Source organism: Maricaulis maris, assembly GCF_049116555.1.
In the GTDB taxonomy this organism is placed as follows: Bacteria; Pseudomonadota; Alphaproteobacteria; order Caulobacterales; family Maricaulaceae; genus Maricaulis; species Maricaulis maris_C.
Window position 1 is genome coordinate 675,446 of sequence record NZ_JAGDYT010000001.1, and the last position, 17,855, is coordinate 693,300.

Below are 17,855 nucleotides of genomic sequence, written 5' to 3' on the forward strand. Positions count from 1 at the left end.
GGATCAGTCCTCGAATATCGGGTCGGCGAGGAGACGATAGCCTTCGCCGCGGACCGTCTGGAGATGGAGGGGTTCTTTCGGGTCGCTCTCCAGCTTGCGCCGCAGGCGTGTGACCTGGACATCGACGGCGCGCTCGCCGCCGCCCGTGCGCTCTGACAGCGTCAGGCGAGAAACCGTCTGCCCGGCCGAGGCTGCCAGCGCGGCCAGAAGCGCCGCTTCACCGCCGGTCAGGCGAACAGCATCGCCGGACCGGGTCAGGCTTTCGCGCTGGATATCAAAGCGCCAATCGCCAAAGCTGACATGCTGGATCGCCGCCTGGGCCGGCTTGGCCCTGCGCAGGATGGCATTGATCCGGAGCACGAGTTCTTCCGGCTCGAAAGGCTTGGGCAGATAATCATCTGCCCCGAGAGAGAGCCCCTTGATCCGGTCCTCGGCATCGCCGCGCGCGGTCAGGAGCAGGATCGGTGTTTCACCGCGCTCGCGCACGGCCTGGGTCAGCTCAAACCCGTCCATGCCGGGCATCATCACGTCCAGCACCAGCAGGTCAAAGGCCAGGGAGTTCAGGGTAGAGAGCGCCTTGTTGGCATTCGGGGCAGTCGAGACGCGATAGCCGCGTTCCTGCAGGAAGCGCTTGAGCAGGTTGCGGATGCGGTCGTCATCATCGACCACAAGGATGTGCGGGTCATCACCGGGCGTCTGGGCCATGAAGTCCTGCCGAATTGCGAGTTTCGATCATGACCCGTGGGCGGCAGCCGCTCAAGGTGCTTTATCGGCGCGGACCAGCAAATCATCCGATGATTCAAGCCGTTCCGCGCAGGCGCTGCGCAAGGCCTCGAGCCCGGCCTCATAGGGCTCCGGATCGGCATAGATCGCGGCCAGCGGGGCGCGGGCGCCGAGGACGAGCTCGTCCGGCGTGAGCAGGCGCGACATGTGCGGGGTCAGGCCTGCGGCATGGACGGCGGCGATCTGCGGCAGCATGCGCGCCCAGGCGCCATAGAGGCGCAGTGAGACGACATTGACCGGCAGGAGCGCACTTTGGACACGCTGGAAAGGCGGCCAGCCGACCGCACTGATCGTGGTTCTTTGTGGCGTGTAGAGGCCGGTATGCACGCTCATCCGGGCCTCGGGCGCGAGTTCGCGCGTGATCGTCAGCAGGTCCAGCGAGAAGGCGTCGATGAGGACGGGCGCGTCATGGGCGGCGGCCTGGCGGACCAGTTCGGCGAGGGCGGTGCGCCGGTCTCCCTTGCCGATCTTGAGTTCCAGGATCACCGCGTGGCCACGGGCCGCGGCAAGCGCGTCCTCCAGGGTCCACATGCTTCCCGCTGCGCAATCGCGCATGACGGCGCGGCGTCCGAGACGGTCGATCATCATGGCTGGATGGCGGGTGTAGAGCAGGGGCGGACCGTCACCCTCGGCGATCCAGCAGATATCGGCCTCATGGGCGTGCCTGGCTTCCGGCAGACGCGCCGCCAGTGCCAGGCCGCGCTCGAAGGCTGCCGGCGAATTCAGAGAGCGGTGATGAAGGATTTCGAGCGCTTGGGACGGAAGTGACATGCGCGTATCAGGCCCGGTCCGAGGCTGGCTTCACGCCGGCCACCAGGTAATCCACGCACGACCAGACCGTGACCGCCACTGCGACCCAGAAGCTGGCCTCTGCGAGGCTTGCAGCCAGGTTCGGCGCCAGCCAGCTGGCCGGGATGAGCGGCGCACCGAGCAGAGCGATGATGGCAATGCCCTGAACGATGGCTTTGAGCTTGCCTGACAGGCGCGCGCCGACGGCGGCGCCCCGCGACTGCATCATAAGCCGGGCATAGCTGACCAGCACATCGCGCCAGGCAAAGACCAGAATGGCCCAGACCGGGATCAGGCCGGCGGTCGCCAGCGCGGTGAAGGCGCCGATCCGGTAGAGACTGTCCGCGAGCGGATCGAATTGCTCGCCGAACTCCGATTGCTGATTGAAAGTCCGCGCAACCCAGCCATCGAGCAGGTCGGTGATCTCGGCCAGGACGGCGATGGCCAGCGCCGCCACAAAGCGCATTGATCCGTCCAGCGACAGGGCCAGGAAGAGCAGTGGGACGAGGCCGATGCGCGACGCGGTCAGAAGGTTGGGCAGGGTCAGCATGCGGGTGCGGCCTTCCTGGCGGCGAGGAGACGACCGGCGATCTCGGCGAAGCCCTGGGCTTCATCACCTTTGGCGATCTCGGCAGGGTGGGCGGTCATATGGGGCAGGAAACGGCGCACGCCGGCGACGCCGAAACTGATCGGGAAGGCCGCGAACATGGGCTCGTCATTGGGCGCGTCCCCGATATAGGCGACATGTTGGGTGAGGGTGTCGGCAGCCAGGCCGAAGCGCTCGGTCAGGACGCGGCAGGCGGTGGTCTTCTTGTCGTGATCGCCGAACCAGGCATTGACATGGATGGAGCTGGTCTTGGCCGTCGCGCCGGCCTTTTCGAAATGGAGCCGGACCCGCTCGGCATCGGCCAGGGAGGCACCGGCGACGTCTTCGGCAAAATCCACCGCGATATCGCAGGCTCGCCAGTCATTATCGACAGCGGGGGCGAGATTGTCGGCGAGGGCGAGACTGGTCCGGGCCAGGCCCTCAAGCTGTTCGCGACGTGTGTCGGAGAGGTCGCAAAACCAGTCGCGGGTGATCCGCCCACTGGCCTCGCGGGCAAAGCAGAAGGCGCCATTTTCGCCGATCACGGCATCGACCGGCCACCAGCGAGCGATCAGGTCGCACCAGCCGGCCGGGCGTCCGGTCACAGCCAGGGTGAGAATGCCGGCCGATTGCAGGAGTTCCATCGCAGCCAGGCTGCTCGCCGGCACGCGGCCGTCACGGGTGACGGTTCCATCGAGGTCGAACAGGAAGGCCCGGACGTCCGCCAGGGACGCATCATTTGCGCTTGGAACCATCATTGACCCGTTTGACCATCTCGTCCCACTCGTCATCGGTGAGCTTGAACCTGTCTATCATCTCGTTGCGCGGAATGGCGCGCGCTGAAGGCAGCCACATGCCCAGGAAGAAGAAGACCAGCGTGCCCAGCATGGCGAGCAACGGCGCGGCGAGGGCAAAAAAGGCGAAGACCGAGGAGACCGCGAGCGTCACGCCCATGCCGGCGATCACAATGGTCCGACCGACGACCTTCAAACGAGTCTTGATGGGGACCATTGGAGACAGGGTATTGGTGTGGACGAGTTCGGCAGCGGCCATCATTGCGCCCGAGATCGCCAATACGCCCGCATTCCACAGCGCCAGCGTGGAGCCCGTCAGGCTGGTATTCGGTCCGACCGGCGCGCCCAGAAGTCCGTCCATCCCGCCCTGGATGACCAGTGTCGCCACGACCATCGAGGCCGAGAGTGCGATACCGGCATAGGATTCCCACTTGTACTCGCGGTGATACTCGATCAGCGCCTCATGGGAGAGCTTGCCGGTCTCGATCAGGTATTCCTCGGCATGACGGTAGCGGCGGATGACGCCATCCTTGCCGCGAGAGGCCTTTCGGTTCTGCGCCCGCGCCGTCAAGGCGAAAAACACGATGGCGACGCCGTAAATGCCGATCATGCTGGAGAGCGGCGGCAGGTTGATAAAGCTGTCCCAGGCACAACCGGGAGACATCGGACCCGGGCTGCATGTCTCGTCCGGCAGGAAAAACGCGCTCAGGAAGACCCATCCCAAGGCGACCAGGAGCGTCAGCGTCACGTATTTGAGCAGATTCCCCACATCATCCTCCTCCGGGTGTTATCCGACGATCATACAAGCCAGCCGCGTGGCGGAAAACCTCAATCGGCCCGCAGGGGCCCGGGCAGGAAGCGATAGAGCTTGAAGGCCGCCGCCAGCCACAGCCCGATCATCCAGGCATTCAGGGCCAGATCCTGGCCAATCCAGCCCATCCCCGCCGCCAGCAGGGGCAGGCCGGCGCCCAGCACGGCGAGGAGTTGCCCGATCAGCGCGATGGGGGCGGCTGAAGCGGAGAGGCTGTCTGCAGGTTGCGGGCGCAGCAGTGTGTCGCCATCGCTGACCAGGATTGCCAGGATCGGCACCACAAGCAGGGCCGGTGTGCCGATGATGAGGAGGTAGAGGAGGAGGAAGAGATTGGCATGGCCGGCCCGCGCCAGTCGGGCGAGCAGCGTGTCGCCGGTTAGCCGTGTGGCAGCGATCACACTGGCCCCAATCCAGCCCGCAGCTCCCAAGGCCGCCAGAGCCCGGGCGCTGTCGAGAAAGCCGTCGAACTGGGCCACGCCCTCGGCCGTTGCGGTCCAGCGAAAGGAAAACCAGATCGCCACCGGACCGGTGATCACCAGGATGAGGCGCAGCAGGGCGGCGAGGTTTGAGAGGCGCGTGGACACAGGTGTCGCTCCGTTATTTCTGGAACCAGTCATGGACCTTCTTGGCCATGGCTTTGGAGATGCCGTCAACGGCTTCCAGGTCCGCCAGCGCCGCATTGCGCACCGCCTTGGCAGAGCCGAAATGGGCCAGCAGCGCTTTCTTGCGCGAGGGGCCGATGCCGTCGATCCCGTCCAGCGGGTTCTCTGTCATCTGTTTCTTGCGCTTGGCCCGATGCCCGCCAATGGCGAAGCGGTGGGCTTCGTCGCGCAGACGCTGGAGATAGTAGAGGACCGGGTCCTTCATCGGCAGTTTGAACGGCGGCTTGCCAGGCAGGTAGAAAGCCTCGCGGCCGGCATCGCGTTCAGGCCCCTTGGCGATGGCGGCAATGGTGATGCCGGTCTCCGCCGTGATGCCCAGCTCTTCCGCGATTTCCATGACGGAGGACAATTGCCCCTTGCCGCCATCGATCAGGACGAGATCGGGCACGGGGGCGCCGTCGTCGCGCTCTTTCAGGAGCCGTGAGAAGCGCCGCTTCAGCATCGCCTTCATCATGGCGAAATCGTCATTGGTGGCGGCATCATCGCCCTTCATGTTGAAGCGGCGATAATGGGTTTTCTCGAACCCTTCCGGACCGGCGACGATCATGGCGCCAAGCGCATTCGTGCCCTGGATATGGGAATTGTCATAGACCTCGATGCGCTGGGGCATGTCGGGCAGATCGAAGATGCGCTGAACGCCCTTGAGCAATTGTGTCTGGGTCGCGCTTTCCGACAGGCGGCGGGCGAGGCTCTCGCGGGCATTGGTCAGCGTGCGCTCGACGAGCTTGCGCTTTTCACCGCGCTGGGGCGTGTGCAGGGCGACCTTGCGCTCGGTCTTCAGACTTAGGGCCTCGCCCAGCAATTGCGCTTCCTCGATCTCGTGCGAGAGGAGGATCAATGCGGGCGCCGGTTTGTCGTCATAGAATTGGGCCACGAAGGCCGCCAGGACTTCGGCCGGTTCGGCCTCGCTGTCATGACGCGGGAAGAAGGACTGATTGCCCCAATTCTGTCCGGCCCTGAAGAAGAAGACCTGGACGCAGGACTTGCCGCCATCCTGATGGACCGCAACGACATCGGCCTCTTCGACTCCGTCCGGATTGATGCCCTGGTCCGTGGTGACGGCGGCGATGGCGCGAATCCGGTCGCGCAGCTTGGCCGCGCTTTCGAAGTCCATCGCCTCCGCGGCTTCGCTCATGCGGGCCTGCAAGTCCTGGCGCAAGGCGTTGGAACGGCCACGCAGGAAATCCGTCGCTTCTGCGACCAGGGCGCCATAGGCGGCCGGTTCGATCAGATCGACACAGGGACCGGCGCAGCGCTTGATCTGATAGAGCATGCAGGGGCGCGATCGGCCTTCATAGACGCTGTCCGAACAGGTGCGGATGAGGAAGGCCTTCTGCAGCGTGTTGAGGGTCTGGTTGACCGCACCGACTGAGGCAAAGGGGCCGAAATAATCGCCTTTCGCCTTGCGTGATCCGCGATGCTTGGTCAGTTGCGGCGCCGCATGATCCTTGCGGATCAGGATATAGGGGAAGCTCTTGTCATCGCGCAGCAGGATATTGAAGCGCGGTTTGAGCGACTTGATCAGATTGGCTTCCAGCAGCAGGGCTTCGGTCTCGGTCTGGGTGACGACGAACTCCATCCGGCGGGTCAGCGCAATCATCATGGCGATGCGGTTGGAGTGCCCGCGGCCATTGGCATAATTGGAGACCCGGTTCTTCAAATGTCGGGCCTTGCCGACATAGAGGACCGCCCCATCTTCGCCGAACATGCGATAGACGCCCGGCTTGGGTGGCAGGTTCTTGACGTAGTCGGCGATGAGTTTCGCGCCGCCGAGCGATTGCCTTGCCGCGGACGACGCGTCATCTATCGCTTCGGATTGAGGAGTTTGGGACGTCATGTCGGACAGGATTGCGCTCGTAACCGGCGGCGGCAAGCGCCTGGGTGCCAAAATCGCCAGCGCCCTCGGCGAGGATGGCTGGCATGTGATCGTCCATTACAATGCTTCGGCGTCCGAGGCACAGGCCGTGGCCGCACAAATTCGCGAGGTCGGCGGATCGGGGACAGCGGTCGGTTTCGACCTGGCCGATACCGGCGCGGTCGAGGCCTTCCTGGCCGGTGTGGGACGTGTCGACGTTCTGATCAACTCCGCCTCCATTTTCGAGATGGACCGGCCGGAAGACGTCACCCCGCAATCGCTGGAGGCTCACTGGCGCATCAATGCCGCCGCGCCGGTGCTGCTGGCGAAGGCGATGTCAGCCCATCACACGGAGCGGGCCTCGGGCTGTGTGATCAATCTGCTCGACCAGAAACTCTTCAATCTCAATCCGGATTTCTTCGCCTACACCCTGTCCAAGCAGGCGCTGCTGGGGGCGACTACAACCATGGCGATGGCCTTTGCACCGGCCGTCCGCGTCAATGCGATCGCGCCCGGCATTACCCTGCCATCGGGTGGCCAGGGCGCCGAGGAGTTTGCCCGCGCCCACGCGATGAACCCGATGCGTGGTGGCTCGACGCCTGATGACATCATCCGCGCGGTGCGCTTCATCCTTGCGACCCCGTCCATGACGGGCGAGACGATCACCATTGATGGTGGCCAGCATCTCGACGCCCGCAATCGCGACGTCATGTATGCCACCGGCGTGCCGAAGGATGACGCCTCATGAGACTGGATCAGGTGATCGAGAATGCCCTTGCCAATGCCTCGGGCGAGGATGTCTTCGTCTATCGGCTCGAGGGCGTGAAGATGGATGTCGAGATCGGCATTCACGACTATGAGCGCGGCGTGAAACAGCGCGTGCTGATCGATGTCGTTACCCTGGTCAACAAGGCCTGGTGCGGCTCGGACGATATCGCCACCGTGGTCGATTACGACTATATCCTGCACGGCATCAAGGCCCTTGAAGAGCGCCAGTTCGACCTCCAGGAAACCCTGTGCGGAGTTGTCCTCGATCTCGCCCTGGCGCCCGCCACCGTCGCCGCCGCCCAGGTCACCACCCGCAAGGTTGATGCCTATGCCGATGCCGAAGCGGTGGGTCTGACGCGGTTCCGGCGGAAGGTTTAGGGCCGGCGACCTCTCCGCCCTTTCTTTCCCGCAATGTGGGGAATTGGGTTCAGCGTCGCGACGCGAAGCTGAGGTCGACGGCCCCCGAGCGCAGCGAGGGGGCATGCTGTCTGCGGCGTCACCCCTCCGCCCCACCGTTCGCGCGGCGATCCACCTCGCCTTGTCCGGGCGAGGACCTGGTGACCATGTTGCGCCTAGCCGCGCAAACCCACCCATGCATCACTTGCCGAGACGTCGCCGTGTCCGGTTTTCCAGGTCAAGGGCGCGCAGCGCCGCTTCGCGGTTTCACCCTTGAGCTGGAAAACCGGACACGGCCTGCTGGCAGACAAGTGATGTAGGGTCCAGACTGCGCGCGAGCGCGGCAGATCAAGGCGCTTGGCCAGCTTCCAAGGCGCGCGCTCACGCAGGCGTCCCACCCTGCCTCAACCGTCTCACCCTGCCTCAATCGTCCCGCTTCAGCATGATCGTCGCCGTGTAGGGCAGATAGATGGACAGTTCCAGCGGGCCGGACTGGGTCAGGCGGACGCGTTCGTGCAAGCTTGTTGCGACGTTGATGTCGTACTCATTGCCGAACGTCGAGCGCAGGAAGCGGACATCAGTGGCGATCGCGCGGATGACGTCATTGCGATACTGGTCGGCGCCACCGGTCAGGGTGAGGCTGTAGGAGGATGACGCTTCCACCGTGGCGCGACCGGTCGCGGTCAGGCCCGCGACGAAGGCGGCGACGCGGTTGTCGGCATCATCGAAATCATCGGGCGCCCCTACCGGCGTCTTGAGATATAGCGTGACAGTCGAGACATCCTCGCGGCGCGGATGTTCCTGGATATCGACCTGGCCGATCATGCCTGCGTCGAGATCGACCAGCCCGTCACCCATCATCGACACGGTGATCCCGGCGACGTTGTCGGCGCGCTCCAGCACGGTCTGGAGTGTGGCACGCACTTCTTCGCGGCGCTCATCGCGTTCGCGGGTGTCAGAGAGGATTTCAACGGTGACGAGGAAATTGTCGGCCCGGCGCACGACATGGACATGGGGGACGGCCTGGACTTCACGCGCCCGGGCGGCGTCCGGGCGGGCGATCCGCGATCCGGTCACCACGATCTCGTCCTGAAACGCTTCGGCGGCATGCGGCAGGATCAGGAATGCGCACAGCGCAAATACAAACACTCTCATTGGCCAAGCCTTTTTCAACATCTTTCAAGGGGACGCTAATGCGGTGATGGCAGGCTGTCACCTTGCCATCGCCACGGGGCTTCCCGGCCAATCATGCGATAAAAAGCCTGACTTCCAGTCTTGATCCGTCGCCAAAGAGCCTGCCCAGTCGTCCGATGATTGATATCCCCGAAAAACAGATTCGCGCCGTCCATGACGAGAATACGATCCGGGTCTACCAGGCTTACAGTCACGCTATCGCCGACACGGCGCTGGAGGAGGGCCGATTCGTCTCTCCCCCTTTCAAGATGGATCGGATGACCTGGATCAAGCCCTCTTTCCTGTGGATGATGTATCGCGCCGGTTGGGGCTTCAAAGACGCCGGACAGAGTCGAATCCTCGCCATCGACATCACGCGGGACGGGTTTGCCTGGGCGCTGGAGCATAGCTGTCCTAGTCATCCGGACCCGTCCATGAGCAAGGAAGATTGGGCCCGGTTGAAGGCCGCGTCACCGGTGCGGATCCAGTGGGACCCCGAGCGCGATCTCCATCTGCAGCCGCTCGCGCATCGATCGATCCAGATTGGTGTTCATGGCGATGCCGTTCGCCGCTATGTCGATGACTGGATTGTCCGGATCACCGATGTCACGAGTCTGGCGAAGACGATTTTCTCTCATGTCGAGACCGGCGACCTGGCCAAAGCTGAAGCGCTCCTGCCTGCGGAACGCCCCTATGTCGCGGACGCCCCCAAGTGGACCGCCAGCCAGGGCACCCCGTGAATCTGACGAGCGCCCGGCTTTCGCCGGGCGTTCATCAGGGATGACAGGAATGCGGCGCGCGCTTTAACCCGCCGTCTCGGTCCTGGGCTTCAGGATTGGCTGCAGACCGCCATAGGTCAGCGAGCGCCAGACCCATTCCAGCGGGCCGAAGCGGAAGAAGTGGAGCCAGATCGGGGACCAGACGAGCTGGACCGCCCAGACAATCAGGACCAGCTTGGCCTGGTCGACCCGCTCCACCGTCCCGAACAGGCCGAGGCCCGGCGCGCCCACAAAGATGAAGCTCATGATCAGGGTTTGCGTCAGGTAGTTTGTGAAGGCCATGCGCCCGGTCGCGGCGAAGAGTTTGATGATCAGGCTGAAGAGGCCGATCTTCGACAGCAGCATCACGGCCGACGCATAGCCAAAGGACATCACCAGGCTGCCGACATAGATGAGGGCATTGCCGTCTGCCATCGCCGCGACGTCGAAATCACCGGCGATCATCGTGGTGGTGGAGGTGTGGTTGAGCCACCAACCCGCAGCCAGGGCGATCACGGCCAGAACGGCATAGCGTGCCGTTGACCAGCTGGCTGACAGGAAGCCGCTTTTGAACAGCGCCATGCCGATGAACATCAGGCCCAGCGTTCGTGCGCCGATCATGAGGAGGCCTGCGATCTGACCGACAAGGCCGAAACCGGCATTCCAGGGCAGGCGGTCCAGCCAACCGGCCTGATAGGCGGCGGTCATGTCGGACAGGAGGCCGGCCATCATCTCTTCCTGCTGGGCCATCTGCTCCGGCGGGGTTTCAAACAATGTGCCCAGATAGCCGCCGCCGACCATCAGGACGGCGCTGACGGCGATCAGGACCAGGCCCCAGATCACCAGTTTGAGCGGCACCATGCGGCGGGCCTTTACGGCCAGCATGCCCAGAAGGGCATAGGTGACGAGGATATCGCCCCACCACAGCACATAGGCATGGAAAGCGCCGATCGCGAGCAGCCAGAGCATGCGCGGATAATGCTTGCCGGTGTCATCATTCTCACCCGCCATCAGGATGATGCCGGCGCCGAACAGTGTCGAGAAAATGGTGATGAACTTGAAGGCGAAGAAAGTGTGGGCGAAGGCCCAGACATCCAGATTGGCGCCCGTCAGATCCATCTGCAGGGTTGGATTGTCATAGGCAAAGGGCGTCATCGCGAAGCCCTGCACATTCATCATCAAGATGCCCAGCACGGCGATGCCGCGCAGGGCGTCGATCGAGACCAGGCGGTCGGTTCTCGGTGCATTCATTGGTCTGGTCCCCCTTCGACCCTGATCGCTTCGCGCGAGAGACTAACGCCAAGAAACAGGAAAGTCCCGGGGATAGATTGCGGCGCGGTCCCCCGTCATGCGCCCGCCCATATGCCCGCCGGAACTGCCCCGTATTCCGGCCGGCCGGGATGTGCCAGAGTACGGGGCTTCAAGGGAGGCCTGCATGGATCGACGTTTCTTCACGCTGGGACTGGCCAGCGCGCTTTTGATGACGACCAGCCCGGCCCGGGCCGGTCAGTTCCGGCTCTCCGAGAGCCAGGCCCGTGACGGTATTCGTGCGGCGCTGGGGCAGGCGGCTCGTCTGGCAACGATCCGGCTTGGGCGCACGGACGGGTTTTTCGGTGACCCCCAGGTGCGTATCCCCCTGCCATCCCGAATCCGCGACCTGCAATCCATGCTGCGTCGGGTCGGGCTGTCGTCCCAGCTCGATGATCTCGAACGCCAGATCAACCGCTCCGCCGAGGCGGCGATGCCGGCGGTTCAGACCATTTTCGTCGATGCTGTACGCTCCATCACCCTGGATGACGCCATCGGTATTGTCCGCGGCGGTGATCGCTCGGCCACGGATTATCTGGAAGGTCGCACATCCGACCAGCTCTACGCGCTGATCCGCCCGCGCATGGCGAACACGCTGGAGGCGTCCGGCGCCTATCGCACCCTGCAGCCGATCGAGGAACGGATGAACAGCCAGGGCGGCTTCCTCGGCCGCCTCATGCGCGGCAGCTCGGGCGGGCAATCCCTGCGCGACCAGCTGACCGACGACGCGTCGCGTCGCGCCATGTCCGGTGTCTTCCATTATGTCGGCGAAGAGGAACAGGCCATTCGCCGCGATCCGGTCAATCGTACCACCGACATTCTGCGCCGCGTCTTCGGCTAGGCTGATCACGGCCAAGTGACCCATCGCGACTGGTCGTTGGGCGAGGAATGAGCAAACTGGATCGCCTCGGGCGCGGGGAGTATCCGGTTGATGATGATCGTCAGAATCTGTTTGTCCGTGGCCCTGCTTTGGGGCCTCGGTGTCTCATCGGCGCCTGCCCAGCCGCGTCACGAGGTTGATTGCGAGGCCGGCGGGCGTCTCCACGCCGGTGCCCGTGGTGTGGCCTTCCTCGTCGTCCATCGAGGGTCCCTGGTCTGCGAGCGCTATGACCGGGGTGTCGAGGCCGATGAAGCCTGGTGGCTGGCCAGCGGTACGAAGAGCTTTACCCCGGTCATCATTGCCCTCGCGGTCCAGGACGGCCTGCTCGAGCTCGACCAGCCCGCCGCGGACATACTCACCGAATGGCAGGATGACCCGGAGCGTTCCGCCATCACGATCCGCCAATTGCTCAATCAGTCGAGCGGTCTGGCGACCAATCCGCGCAATCGGCGCCTGCCCAGCTATCAGCGTGCGGTTAGGGCTCGCCGGGACTATCCGGCCGGTGAGCGTTTTGTTTATGGCGCCGTGCATTTCGAGGCTCTGGGTGAGCTCGTGCGGAGACGGCTCGCGGCTGCAGAGCTGGATCCGACGCCGGCAGATTACCTCCTGCGGCGCTTTTTGCGCCCGCTGGGGATTGGCGTCGGGGCCTGGCGCTCGGTGGAGGGTAATCCAACGATGTCGGAGGGTACGCAGATCACCGCGCTCGACTGGGCGCGTTTCGGCCATGCGGTGCTGGAAGGCGGGCATTTCGAGGATGTCCAGCTGGGTGATCCGGCCGTGCTGGCGGCGATGTGGGAGCCGAGTGCCGCCAACCCCAATTACGGGCTCGGCTGGTGGCTGATCAATCCGCCTGGCGGGGCAGCCGAGATGAGAGGCGGGCCACAAATCGTCATGCATGACGCCGATTTCCCCTTCGTCGCCATGGCGGCGGGGGCAGGCGGGCAAAGACTCTATGTCATCCCGCACCTTGATCTGGTTGTGGTACGGATGACGCGCGGTGTGCTGGTTGACCCACGCACACAGACCGAGGCGTGGTCGGATCGTCGCTTTTTGCAGGCGCTGATTGTCGACCGGCAGGCCGACCCGTCGGACTAGCTGAGGACGCCGCGGGCCAGAACGTAGATGTAGCCAATATAGCCGGCGAAGAGCGCGGCGCCGAGCAGGCGGCTGATCGGCCGCTTGAGCAGGATGATGCCGGCGATCACCACGCTGGCTCCGAGCATGACCCAGAAGTCGAGCCGGAAGAAGTCTTCGGGAACCGGGAGCGCGTTGCCGGTCAGGGCTGCGGCAATTCCGGTCGCGCCGCCGACCGCGAAGACATTGAAGATGTTCGAGCCCAATACATTGCCGATTGCGAGTTCCGCCTGGCGCCGCACCGAGGCCATGACCACGGTCGCCAGCTCTGGCAGCGACGTGCCAAACGCCACCGCCGTGAGGCCGATGAGCGCGTCATCCACGCCGAGGTCCGCCGCGGCGGCCGTGCCACCGGCGACGATCATCTGTGCCCCGATCGGAAGACCGACAAGACCAATCAGCAAGGCGCCCAGAATGGTCGGCATGGATTTGGGCAGACCGTCCATGTGTTCCAGATCGGTCAGCTCGGTGATGCTTGGATCATCCGTCTTGCCGCGCGCCAGATAGGCGAGCAGGGCGATATAGGCGATGATCAGGCCGAAAAGGAAATAGCTCTCCCAGGCCGTAATCACGTGATCCCAGCTGACGGCGATGAGGATCACGGCCGCTCCCAGGGCGAAGATCGCATTGCGACGCACGCCCGGCGTGGTGGTCGCAATCGCGCCAAACACCGCCGGCAAACCCAGAATAAGCAGGAAATTGGCGGTATTTGATCCGACGATATTGCCCAGAGCCAGTCCCGGCGCCCCGGACAGGGTCGACTGGATCGATACGACCAGTTCGGGCGCGGACGTGCCGAAGGCGATAATGGTCAAGCCGACCAGAAGCGGTGGCAAACGCCATTGGCGGGCCAGCGCGGCACCACCGCGCACAAGCAGATCTCCACCGAACAGCAAGATAATGATGCCGGCCAGAATCAGCGCGATATATACGGGAGCAGCCATTGTCGGGCGGACCGTTCGGTTCGCGGACTAGTCGAGACGACGGTATTCGATGAGATTGAGCAAACCGAACAGACCTGCCACGAGGCCGAGAGCAATCAGAGCGTACATGAGAAAATTCCCCAAAACGGCGTGTATTGGACCCGTACATAGCCCGCCGATGCGGCACTGGCTAGCGGGGGATGCGGCATGAACTGGCGTCAGCGTGTCGAACCCGTCATCCGCCCGCTCATGCACGCCTTCTGGCGGCTTTCACGCGGCACCACGCTGGGGGTGAGGGGGATTGTCGTGCGCGCGGATGGCCGGGTGATTCTGGTCCGCCATACCTATGTCGGAGGCTGGCATCTGCCGGGGGGCGGAGTGGAGAAAGGTGAAAGCGTCCGCGACGCTCTGACGCATGAATTGCGTGACGAGGCCGGCGTGGCGCTGGCGGGCGAGGCAAGGGTCCAGGGCGTCCATGCCAATCACCGGACATTCCGCGGGGATCATGTCGTTGTCTGTGTCGTTCGGGACTGGTCGCGCTGCGAGTCCAATGCCGCGGGCGAGATCGCCGAGACCGGCTGGTTCGACCCGGACAACCTGCCCGACGGGACAACACCGGCCACGCGGGCGCGCCTGGCCGAATTTCGTGATCAGGCGCCGGTTGCCGATAACTGGTGACGGGTTGGCATGGCCGCCCGGAAAGGGTGCGGTGTACCGGAGCAGGCCAACCCGAAGCGAGGGATATCGAGCCAGACTGTCCGGTACACCGCGGGGCGCACGCTGACGACATTAGGCAGCCCGGTGTGAACCCCAGCTGAGCCATCCCGGCCCATTTTTGCCCTGAATGTGGCTTCAAGTGGGGACAAGTGCGGCAAATTCATTAGGATGCCTTGTATGGGGAGATGGATCGGGGCCGATTCGAATGACCACGACGCCAAGCGGCGATACCTATCTTCGAACTGCGTCTGACGCCGACGAGCCGAAATCGGCAGTCCAGCGTCTGACCGACACGGATGGCTGGGTGGGACAGGTTCTGCCCGGCCTGGTCGCCGTCAGCTGTATCTTTATCGTCGCCCTGGCCGTCATGGCGGGCGAGGGACGATTGATGTCGTCCGCCCGGGAAACCAATCTTCGTACGCTGGAAACGGTTCTGCGCAATACGCGCCAACGCTTCGAGCTGTGGGCACAGTCGCGTGAGAATGACGCGCGGGTCTGGGCCGAGAATGACCGGCTCCATGTCGCTATCGAAGGCCTCATGTCTTCGCCTGTTCCTGCCGATCTGGCGCAATCCGCGGATCAGGCCTGGCTGCGGGATACGCTGGGGCCCTGGCTAACCGAATATGGCTATCGCGGCTTCACCTTGCTGGCCCCCAATGGCACGACACTGGCGTCGATGCGAGACGAGGATCTCGGCCAACCCTCATTGATCATCAGCCTCGTCAATGAGGACCGGCTCAACTCTACCGGGGTCGTCCTGACCCGACCGCATATCGTTGACCTCATCGATACGGCAGACGCCGCGAATCTGGACGCGGTCGACGAGGAAATCCTGATGTATGCCGTGGCGGCGGTCCGCGAAGGCGAGATGCTGCTGGGCTATCTGGCCCTGCGCATCGATCCGCTGTCCGAGTACACCGCCACTTTCCGGGTCGGGCGTACCGGTGTGTCCGGCGAGACTTTTGCCATTGATCGCGATGGGCGCTTGTTGACCGAGACCCGCTATGGCGAGGAATTGATCGAAGCCGACCTTCTGGTCGAGGGGCATCCCTCCATTCTCCATGTCGAGGTGCGCGATCCCGGCGTTGACGTGACCCTGGGCGGTATTCCCTCACTGCCCTATGCAGAGTGGCCTCTGACCGAGGCTGCGTCCGGCGTTATCGCCGAAGGCCAGGGCAGCGATCTTCGTGGCTATCGTGACATGCGTGGTGTGCTCGTGATGGGAGCGTGGGATTGGGACCCGGCCCGCGATATCGGCTTTGTCACCGAGGTTGAGCTGGGCGAAGCGATGGCCGGCGCCAATCAGGCGCGCGCTGTCCTGCGTGTCTTTGCCGTGGCGATGGCGCTCTCCTTCATCCTGCTCGCCGTATTGTTCAGTGCCCACCGTTCGATCACCCGGCGCCGGGCCCACGCCACGCATGAGGCCAATCAGCGCCTGTCGCAGATCCTGATGACCGTCGCCGAAGGTATTTACGGCATTGATGGCGACGGGGTCGTGACATTCATCAATCCGCGCGCCTGCGCCATGCTGGGCTATCGCGAGGACGAGCTGATCGGCAAGACCATGCACAGCGTGGTGCATCATTCCCGGCGTGACGGTTCGGTCTTCCCGCGTGAGGAGTGTCCGATCCATTGCGCCGGCGTGGCGGCAGAATCGCCGGATGGTGACGTCTTTTGGACCAAGAGCGGCCAGCCCATCCCGATTGAGTCGGCGTCCTCGCCGATCGATCCGGACGACAAGTCTGTCGGCGCCGTTGTCACCTTCCGCGATGTCACCAATCGCAAGCGGGATGAGCTGGCCCTCCGGCGCTATGCACAGGAACTCAAGCGCTCGAATTCGGAGCTGCAGGAATTCGCCTATGCGGCCTCGCATGACCTGCAGGAGCCTTTGCGCAAGATCCAGGCCTTCGGTGAGCGTCTGAACAATAAGTGCTATGACGCGCTGGACGATACCGGGCGGCATTATCTGGAGCGCATGGTTGACGCTTCGACGCGCATGCGACGGCTGATTGATGACCTGCTCAGCTATTCGCGGGTCAATTCCAAGACGACCAATTTCCTCCCGGTCGACCTCTCGACCGTCCTGGCGGACGTGCTCTCTGACCTTGAGCCGCGGATCAATGCCGAGGAGGCGAAGGTCCGGGTTGGCGAATTGCCGGCGATCGAGGCCGATCCCAGCCAGATGCACCAGCTCTTCCTCAATCTTTTGGCCAATGCACTCAAGTTTCGCCGTCCCGGCATCCAGCCGTCGATTTCCATCGAGGGGAGTGTCGAGGTTGGCGAGAATGGTGCCATCGCGCGTATCGCCGTCGCCGATAACGGGGTCGGGTTCGAACCGCGCCATGCCGAGCGCATTTTCGGCATGTTCGAACGCTTGCACGGGCGTGACGAGTTTGACGGCACCGGCGTTGGCCTGGCGACCTGCCGCAAGATTGCCGAGCGTCATGCCGGCGAGCTTACCGCCTGGGGCGAACCGGACTCCGGTGCTGTTTTCACCCTGCTCCTGCCTGTACGGCAGGGCAGCGTGATGTAGCCCCCCATGTGTCAGCAGGGACAAGCATGACCTCTCGCGAGCAAGCTCTTTACCGGTTCGCCCCGATTTTCATCGGCATGGCCGGAGGTTTGCTCGCCCTTATCGTGGTTCTGCCCTTCCTCGAGATGCCGCGCCCAGCGCTTGGCGAGACCGTGCTGCTCGGACTTGGTGCGGTCTCGGTATTCGGATTGACCGGGCTGGCCATTCACGGTCTGCGCGCCATCTCCCGGCAGCGTCGCGAGGCGGCCGCCCTGCAGCGCCGGATCGAGGATATCGAGCTCTATGCGGTGGCGGCCCGTCACGATCTTCGCGAACCCCTGCGCAAGATCATCACCTTTGGTGAGCGCCTGCGTGGTCGGCTCGGACCGGCCCCCGATGCCCAGCTTGATCGCTATGCCGAGCGCATGTCCAACGCCGCGGAACGCATGCAGGGCATGCTCGACGAGCTGGCCCAGCATGCGCGCGTGAATGACGCTTCAACTGATCCTCAGGCCTTCGCGGCGGCGGAGGAATTATCCCAGCTTGTCGCTGCCAGCGCCGACCGGATCGCCGCAACAGGCGGTGAGGTGGCGCTGGGAGAATTGCCGGATGTGTATTGCGACCGGGCGCAATTCCGTGTCCTCTTCGCAATCCTGTTGGCCAATTCGATCCAGTATGCCCGCACGGATACGCCGCTGCGGGTCACGATTGAAGGCGCGGCCCGGCCCGACGGGCAGGTCGAATTTCGCCATGGCGATAACGGGATCGGGTTTGCACCGGACAAGGCGGAGCGGATTTTCAAGCCCTTTGAGCGCTTGCATACGCGCGACGCCTATCCCGGCACTGGCATCGGTCTCGCAACAGCTCGAAAAATCGCGGAACGGCAGGGCGGAACGCTGAAAGCGCAGGGTGAAATCGGAAATGGGGCGGTCTTCACCTTGATCTTGCCGCGCCAAAAGGCGAGTTTGTTCCAAGACGATCCCAAATCAACGCTCTAACCGGGTTG

At 63.9% G+C, this 17,855-nt stretch carries 18 protein-coding genes; 8 read left to right on the top strand and 10 right to left on the bottom strand.

All coding sequences use genetic code 11. The features are described from left to right. Positions 1-3: 3 nt before the first annotated feature. The 7 genes from JXQ94_RS03150 to uvrC are packed head-to-tail and all read right to left on the bottom strand — an operon-like array spanning position 4 to position 6,262. Entirely contained in the window at positions 4-705 is a 702-nt protein-coding gene (locus JXQ94_RS03150) for a response regulator transcription factor (protein ID WP_421922363.1), read from the bottom strand. Between the two features lie 51 nt (positions 706-756). After that, positions 757-1,554, bottom strand: a complete 798-nt coding sequence (locus JXQ94_RS03155; RefSeq protein ID WP_421922364.1) for a hypothetical protein — start codon at positions 1,552-1,554, stop codon at positions 757-759. 7 nt (positions 1,555-1,561) lie between these two features. Beyond that, positions 1,562-2,122: a CDP-diacylglycerol--glycerol-3-phosphate 3-phosphatidyltransferase gene (gene pgsA, locus JXQ94_RS03160; RefSeq protein WP_421922365.1), complete on the bottom strand. Its 561-nt coding sequence runs from the start codon at positions 2,120-2,122 to the stop codon at positions 1,562-1,564. Next, entirely contained in the window at positions 2,116-2,916 is an 801-nt protein-coding gene (locus JXQ94_RS03165; RefSeq protein ID WP_421922366.1) for an HAD-IIB family hydrolase, read from the bottom strand. The genes pgsA and JXQ94_RS03165 overlap by 7 nt, the downstream gene beginning before the upstream one ends. Beyond that, positions 2,894-3,721 carry a hypothetical protein gene (locus JXQ94_RS03170; RefSeq protein WP_421922367.1) on the bottom strand — a complete coding sequence of 276 codons (828 nt, stop codon included), beginning with the start codon at positions 3,719-3,721 and terminating at the stop codon, positions 2,894-2,896. Before JXQ94_RS03170 ends, JXQ94_RS03165 begins: the two co-directional genes overlap by 23 nt. Positions 3,722-3,780: 59 nt before the next feature. After that, a complete protein-coding gene (locus JXQ94_RS03175; RefSeq protein WP_421922368.1) occupies positions 3,781-4,347 on the bottom strand; it encodes a hypothetical protein in 567 nt (188 codons plus the stop codon). Positions 4,348-4,360: 13 nt separating this feature from the next. Next, on the bottom strand, positions 4,361-6,262 hold the full coding sequence (uvrC, locus tag JXQ94_RS03180; RefSeq protein WP_421922369.1) for an excinuclease ABC subunit UvrC: 1,902 nt from the start codon (positions 6,260-6,262) through the stop codon (positions 4,361-4,363). Here uvrC and JXQ94_RS03185 point away from each other — a divergent pair. Together JXQ94_RS03185 and JXQ94_RS03190 are read left to right on the top strand one after the other, a co-directional pair. Then, complete coding sequence (locus JXQ94_RS03185; RefSeq protein WP_421922370.1) at positions 6,261-7,028, top strand: SDR family oxidoreductase; 768 nt, start codon at positions 6,261-6,263, stop codon at positions 7,026-7,028. The two genes, uvrC and JXQ94_RS03185, sit on opposite strands and share 2 nt — an antisense overlap. Next, positions 7,025-7,426 carry a dihydroneopterin aldolase gene (locus tag JXQ94_RS03190; RefSeq protein ID WP_421922371.1) on the top strand — a complete coding sequence of 134 codons (402 nt, stop codon included), beginning with the start codon at positions 7,025-7,027 and terminating at the stop codon, positions 7,424-7,426. Before JXQ94_RS03185 ends, JXQ94_RS03190 begins: the two co-directional genes overlap by 4 nt. Positions 7,427-7,867: 441 nt before the next feature. Here the strand turns inward: JXQ94_RS03190 and JXQ94_RS03195 are convergent, their stop codons facing one another. Then, entirely contained in the window at positions 7,868-8,599 is a 732-nt protein-coding gene (locus JXQ94_RS03195) for a hypothetical protein (RefSeq protein WP_421922372.1), read from the bottom strand. A gap of 155 nt (positions 8,600-8,754) precedes the next feature. Here JXQ94_RS03195 and JXQ94_RS03200 point away from each other — a divergent pair, with 155 nt between their 5' ends. After that, complete coding sequence (locus tag JXQ94_RS03200; RefSeq protein ID WP_421922373.1) at positions 8,755-9,357, top strand: DUF4291 domain-containing protein; 603 nt, start codon at positions 8,755-8,757, stop codon at positions 9,355-9,357. 63 nt (positions 9,358-9,420) lie between these two features. On the opposite strand, the gene JXQ94_RS03205 is transcribed toward JXQ94_RS03200, so the two are convergent. Then, positions 9,421-10,626 (bottom strand): DUF418 domain-containing protein, encoded by a 1,206-nt coding sequence (locus JXQ94_RS03205; RefSeq protein WP_421922374.1) that lies wholly within the window; start codon positions 10,624-10,626, stop codon positions 9,421-9,423. A gap of 184 nt (positions 10,627-10,810) precedes the next feature. On the opposite strand from JXQ94_RS03205, the gene JXQ94_RS03210 reads away from it, so the two are divergent. Further along, on the top strand, positions 10,811-11,524 hold the full coding sequence (locus tag JXQ94_RS03210; RefSeq protein WP_421922375.1) for a DUF4197 domain-containing protein: 714 nt from the start codon (positions 10,811-10,813) through the stop codon (positions 11,522-11,524). A 90-nt stretch (positions 11,525-11,614) separates the two neighbouring features. Continuing rightward, positions 11,615-12,658, top strand: a complete 1,044-nt coding sequence (locus tag JXQ94_RS03215) for a serine hydrolase domain-containing protein (RefSeq protein WP_421922376.1) — start codon at positions 11,615-11,617, stop codon at positions 12,656-12,658. Here JXQ94_RS03215 and JXQ94_RS03220 read toward each other — a convergent pair. Beyond that, on the bottom strand, positions 12,655-13,641 hold the full coding sequence (locus tag JXQ94_RS03220; protein ID WP_421922378.1) for a calcium/sodium antiporter: 987 nt from the start codon (positions 13,639-13,641) through the stop codon (positions 12,655-12,657). The genes JXQ94_RS03215 and JXQ94_RS03220 overlap by 4 nt on opposite strands. 186 nt (positions 13,642-13,827) lie before the next feature. Here JXQ94_RS03220 and JXQ94_RS03225 point away from each other — a divergent pair, with 186 nt between their 5' ends. The 3 genes from JXQ94_RS03225 to JXQ94_RS03235 all read left to right on the top strand — a co-directional run bounded on the left by JXQ94_RS03225 (position 13,828) and on the right by JXQ94_RS03235 (position 17,847). Then, positions 13,828-14,298: an NUDIX domain-containing protein gene (locus tag JXQ94_RS03225; RefSeq protein ID WP_421922379.1), complete on the top strand. Its 471-nt coding sequence runs from the start codon at positions 13,828-13,830 to the stop codon at positions 14,296-14,298. Between the two features lie 244 nt (positions 14,299-14,542). Next, entirely contained in the window at positions 14,543-16,870 is a 2,328-nt protein-coding gene (locus JXQ94_RS03230) for a sensor histidine kinase (RefSeq protein ID WP_421922380.1), read from the top strand. Between the two features lie 77 nt (positions 16,871-16,947). Continuing rightward, the gene (locus JXQ94_RS03235) at positions 16,948-17,847 is read left to right on the top strand and encodes a sensor histidine kinase (protein ID WP_421922381.1); all 900 of its coding nucleotides are present in this window, start codon (positions 16,948-16,950) and stop codon (positions 17,845-17,847) included. Positions 17,848-17,855: the final 8 nt, after the last annotated feature.

Bases quoted from the DNA above. Each gene is read 5' to 3' on its own strand.
- JXQ94_RS03150 (WP_421922363.1), bottom strand. From the start codon at position 705: ATGGCCCAGACGCCCGGTGATGACCCGCACATCCTTGTGGTCGATGAT.
- JXQ94_RS03155 (WP_421922364.1), bottom strand. From the start codon at position 1,554: ATGTCACTTCCGTCCCAAGCGCTCGAAATCCTTCATCACCGCTCTCTG.
- pgsA (WP_421922365.1), bottom strand. From the start codon at position 2,122: ATGCTGACCCTGCCCAACCTTCTGACCGCGTCGCGCATCGGCCTCGTC.
- JXQ94_RS03165 (WP_421922366.1), bottom strand. From the start codon at position 2,916: ATGATGGTTCCAAGCGCAAATGATGCGTCCCTGGCGGACGTCCGGGCC.
- JXQ94_RS03185 (WP_421922370.1), top strand. From the start codon at position 6,261: ATGTCGGACAGGATTGCGCTCGTAACCGGCGGCGGCAAGCGCCTGGGT.
- uvrC (WP_421922369.1), bottom strand. From the start codon at position 6,262: ATGACGTCCCAAACTCCTCAATCCGAAGCGATAGATGACGCGTCGTCC.
- JXQ94_RS03190 (WP_421922371.1), top strand. From the start codon at position 7,025: ATGAGACTGGATCAGGTGATCGAGAATGCCCTTGCCAATGCCTCGGGC.
- JXQ94_RS03195 (WP_421922372.1), bottom strand. From the start codon at position 8,599: ATGAGAGTGTTTGTATTTGCGCTGTGCGCATTCCTGATCCTGCCGCAT.
- JXQ94_RS03200 (WP_421922373.1), top strand. From the start codon at position 8,755: ATGATTGATATCCCCGAAAAACAGATTCGCGCCGTCCATGACGAGAAT.
- JXQ94_RS03205 (WP_421922374.1), bottom strand. From the start codon at position 10,626: ATGAATGCACCGAGAACCGACCGCCTGGTCTCGATCGACGCCCTGCGC.
- JXQ94_RS03210 (WP_421922375.1), top strand. From the start codon at position 10,811: ATGGATCGACGTTTCTTCACGCTGGGACTGGCCAGCGCGCTTTTGATG.
- JXQ94_RS03215 (WP_421922376.1), top strand. From the start codon at position 11,615: ATGATGATCGTCAGAATCTGTTTGTCCGTGGCCCTGCTTTGGGGCCTC.
- JXQ94_RS03220 (WP_421922378.1), bottom strand. From the start codon at position 13,641: ATGGCTGCTCCCGTATATATCGCGCTGATTCTGGCCGGCATCATTATC.
- JXQ94_RS03225 (WP_421922379.1), top strand. From the start codon at position 13,828: ATGAACTGGCGTCAGCGTGTCGAACCCGTCATCCGCCCGCTCATGCAC.
- JXQ94_RS03230 (WP_421922380.1), top strand. From the start codon at position 14,543: ATGACCACGACGCCAAGCGGCGATACCTATCTTCGAACTGCGTCTGAC.
- JXQ94_RS03235 (WP_421922381.1), top strand. From the start codon at position 16,948: ATGGCCGGAGGTTTGCTCGCCCTTATCGTGGTTCTGCCCTTCCTCGAG.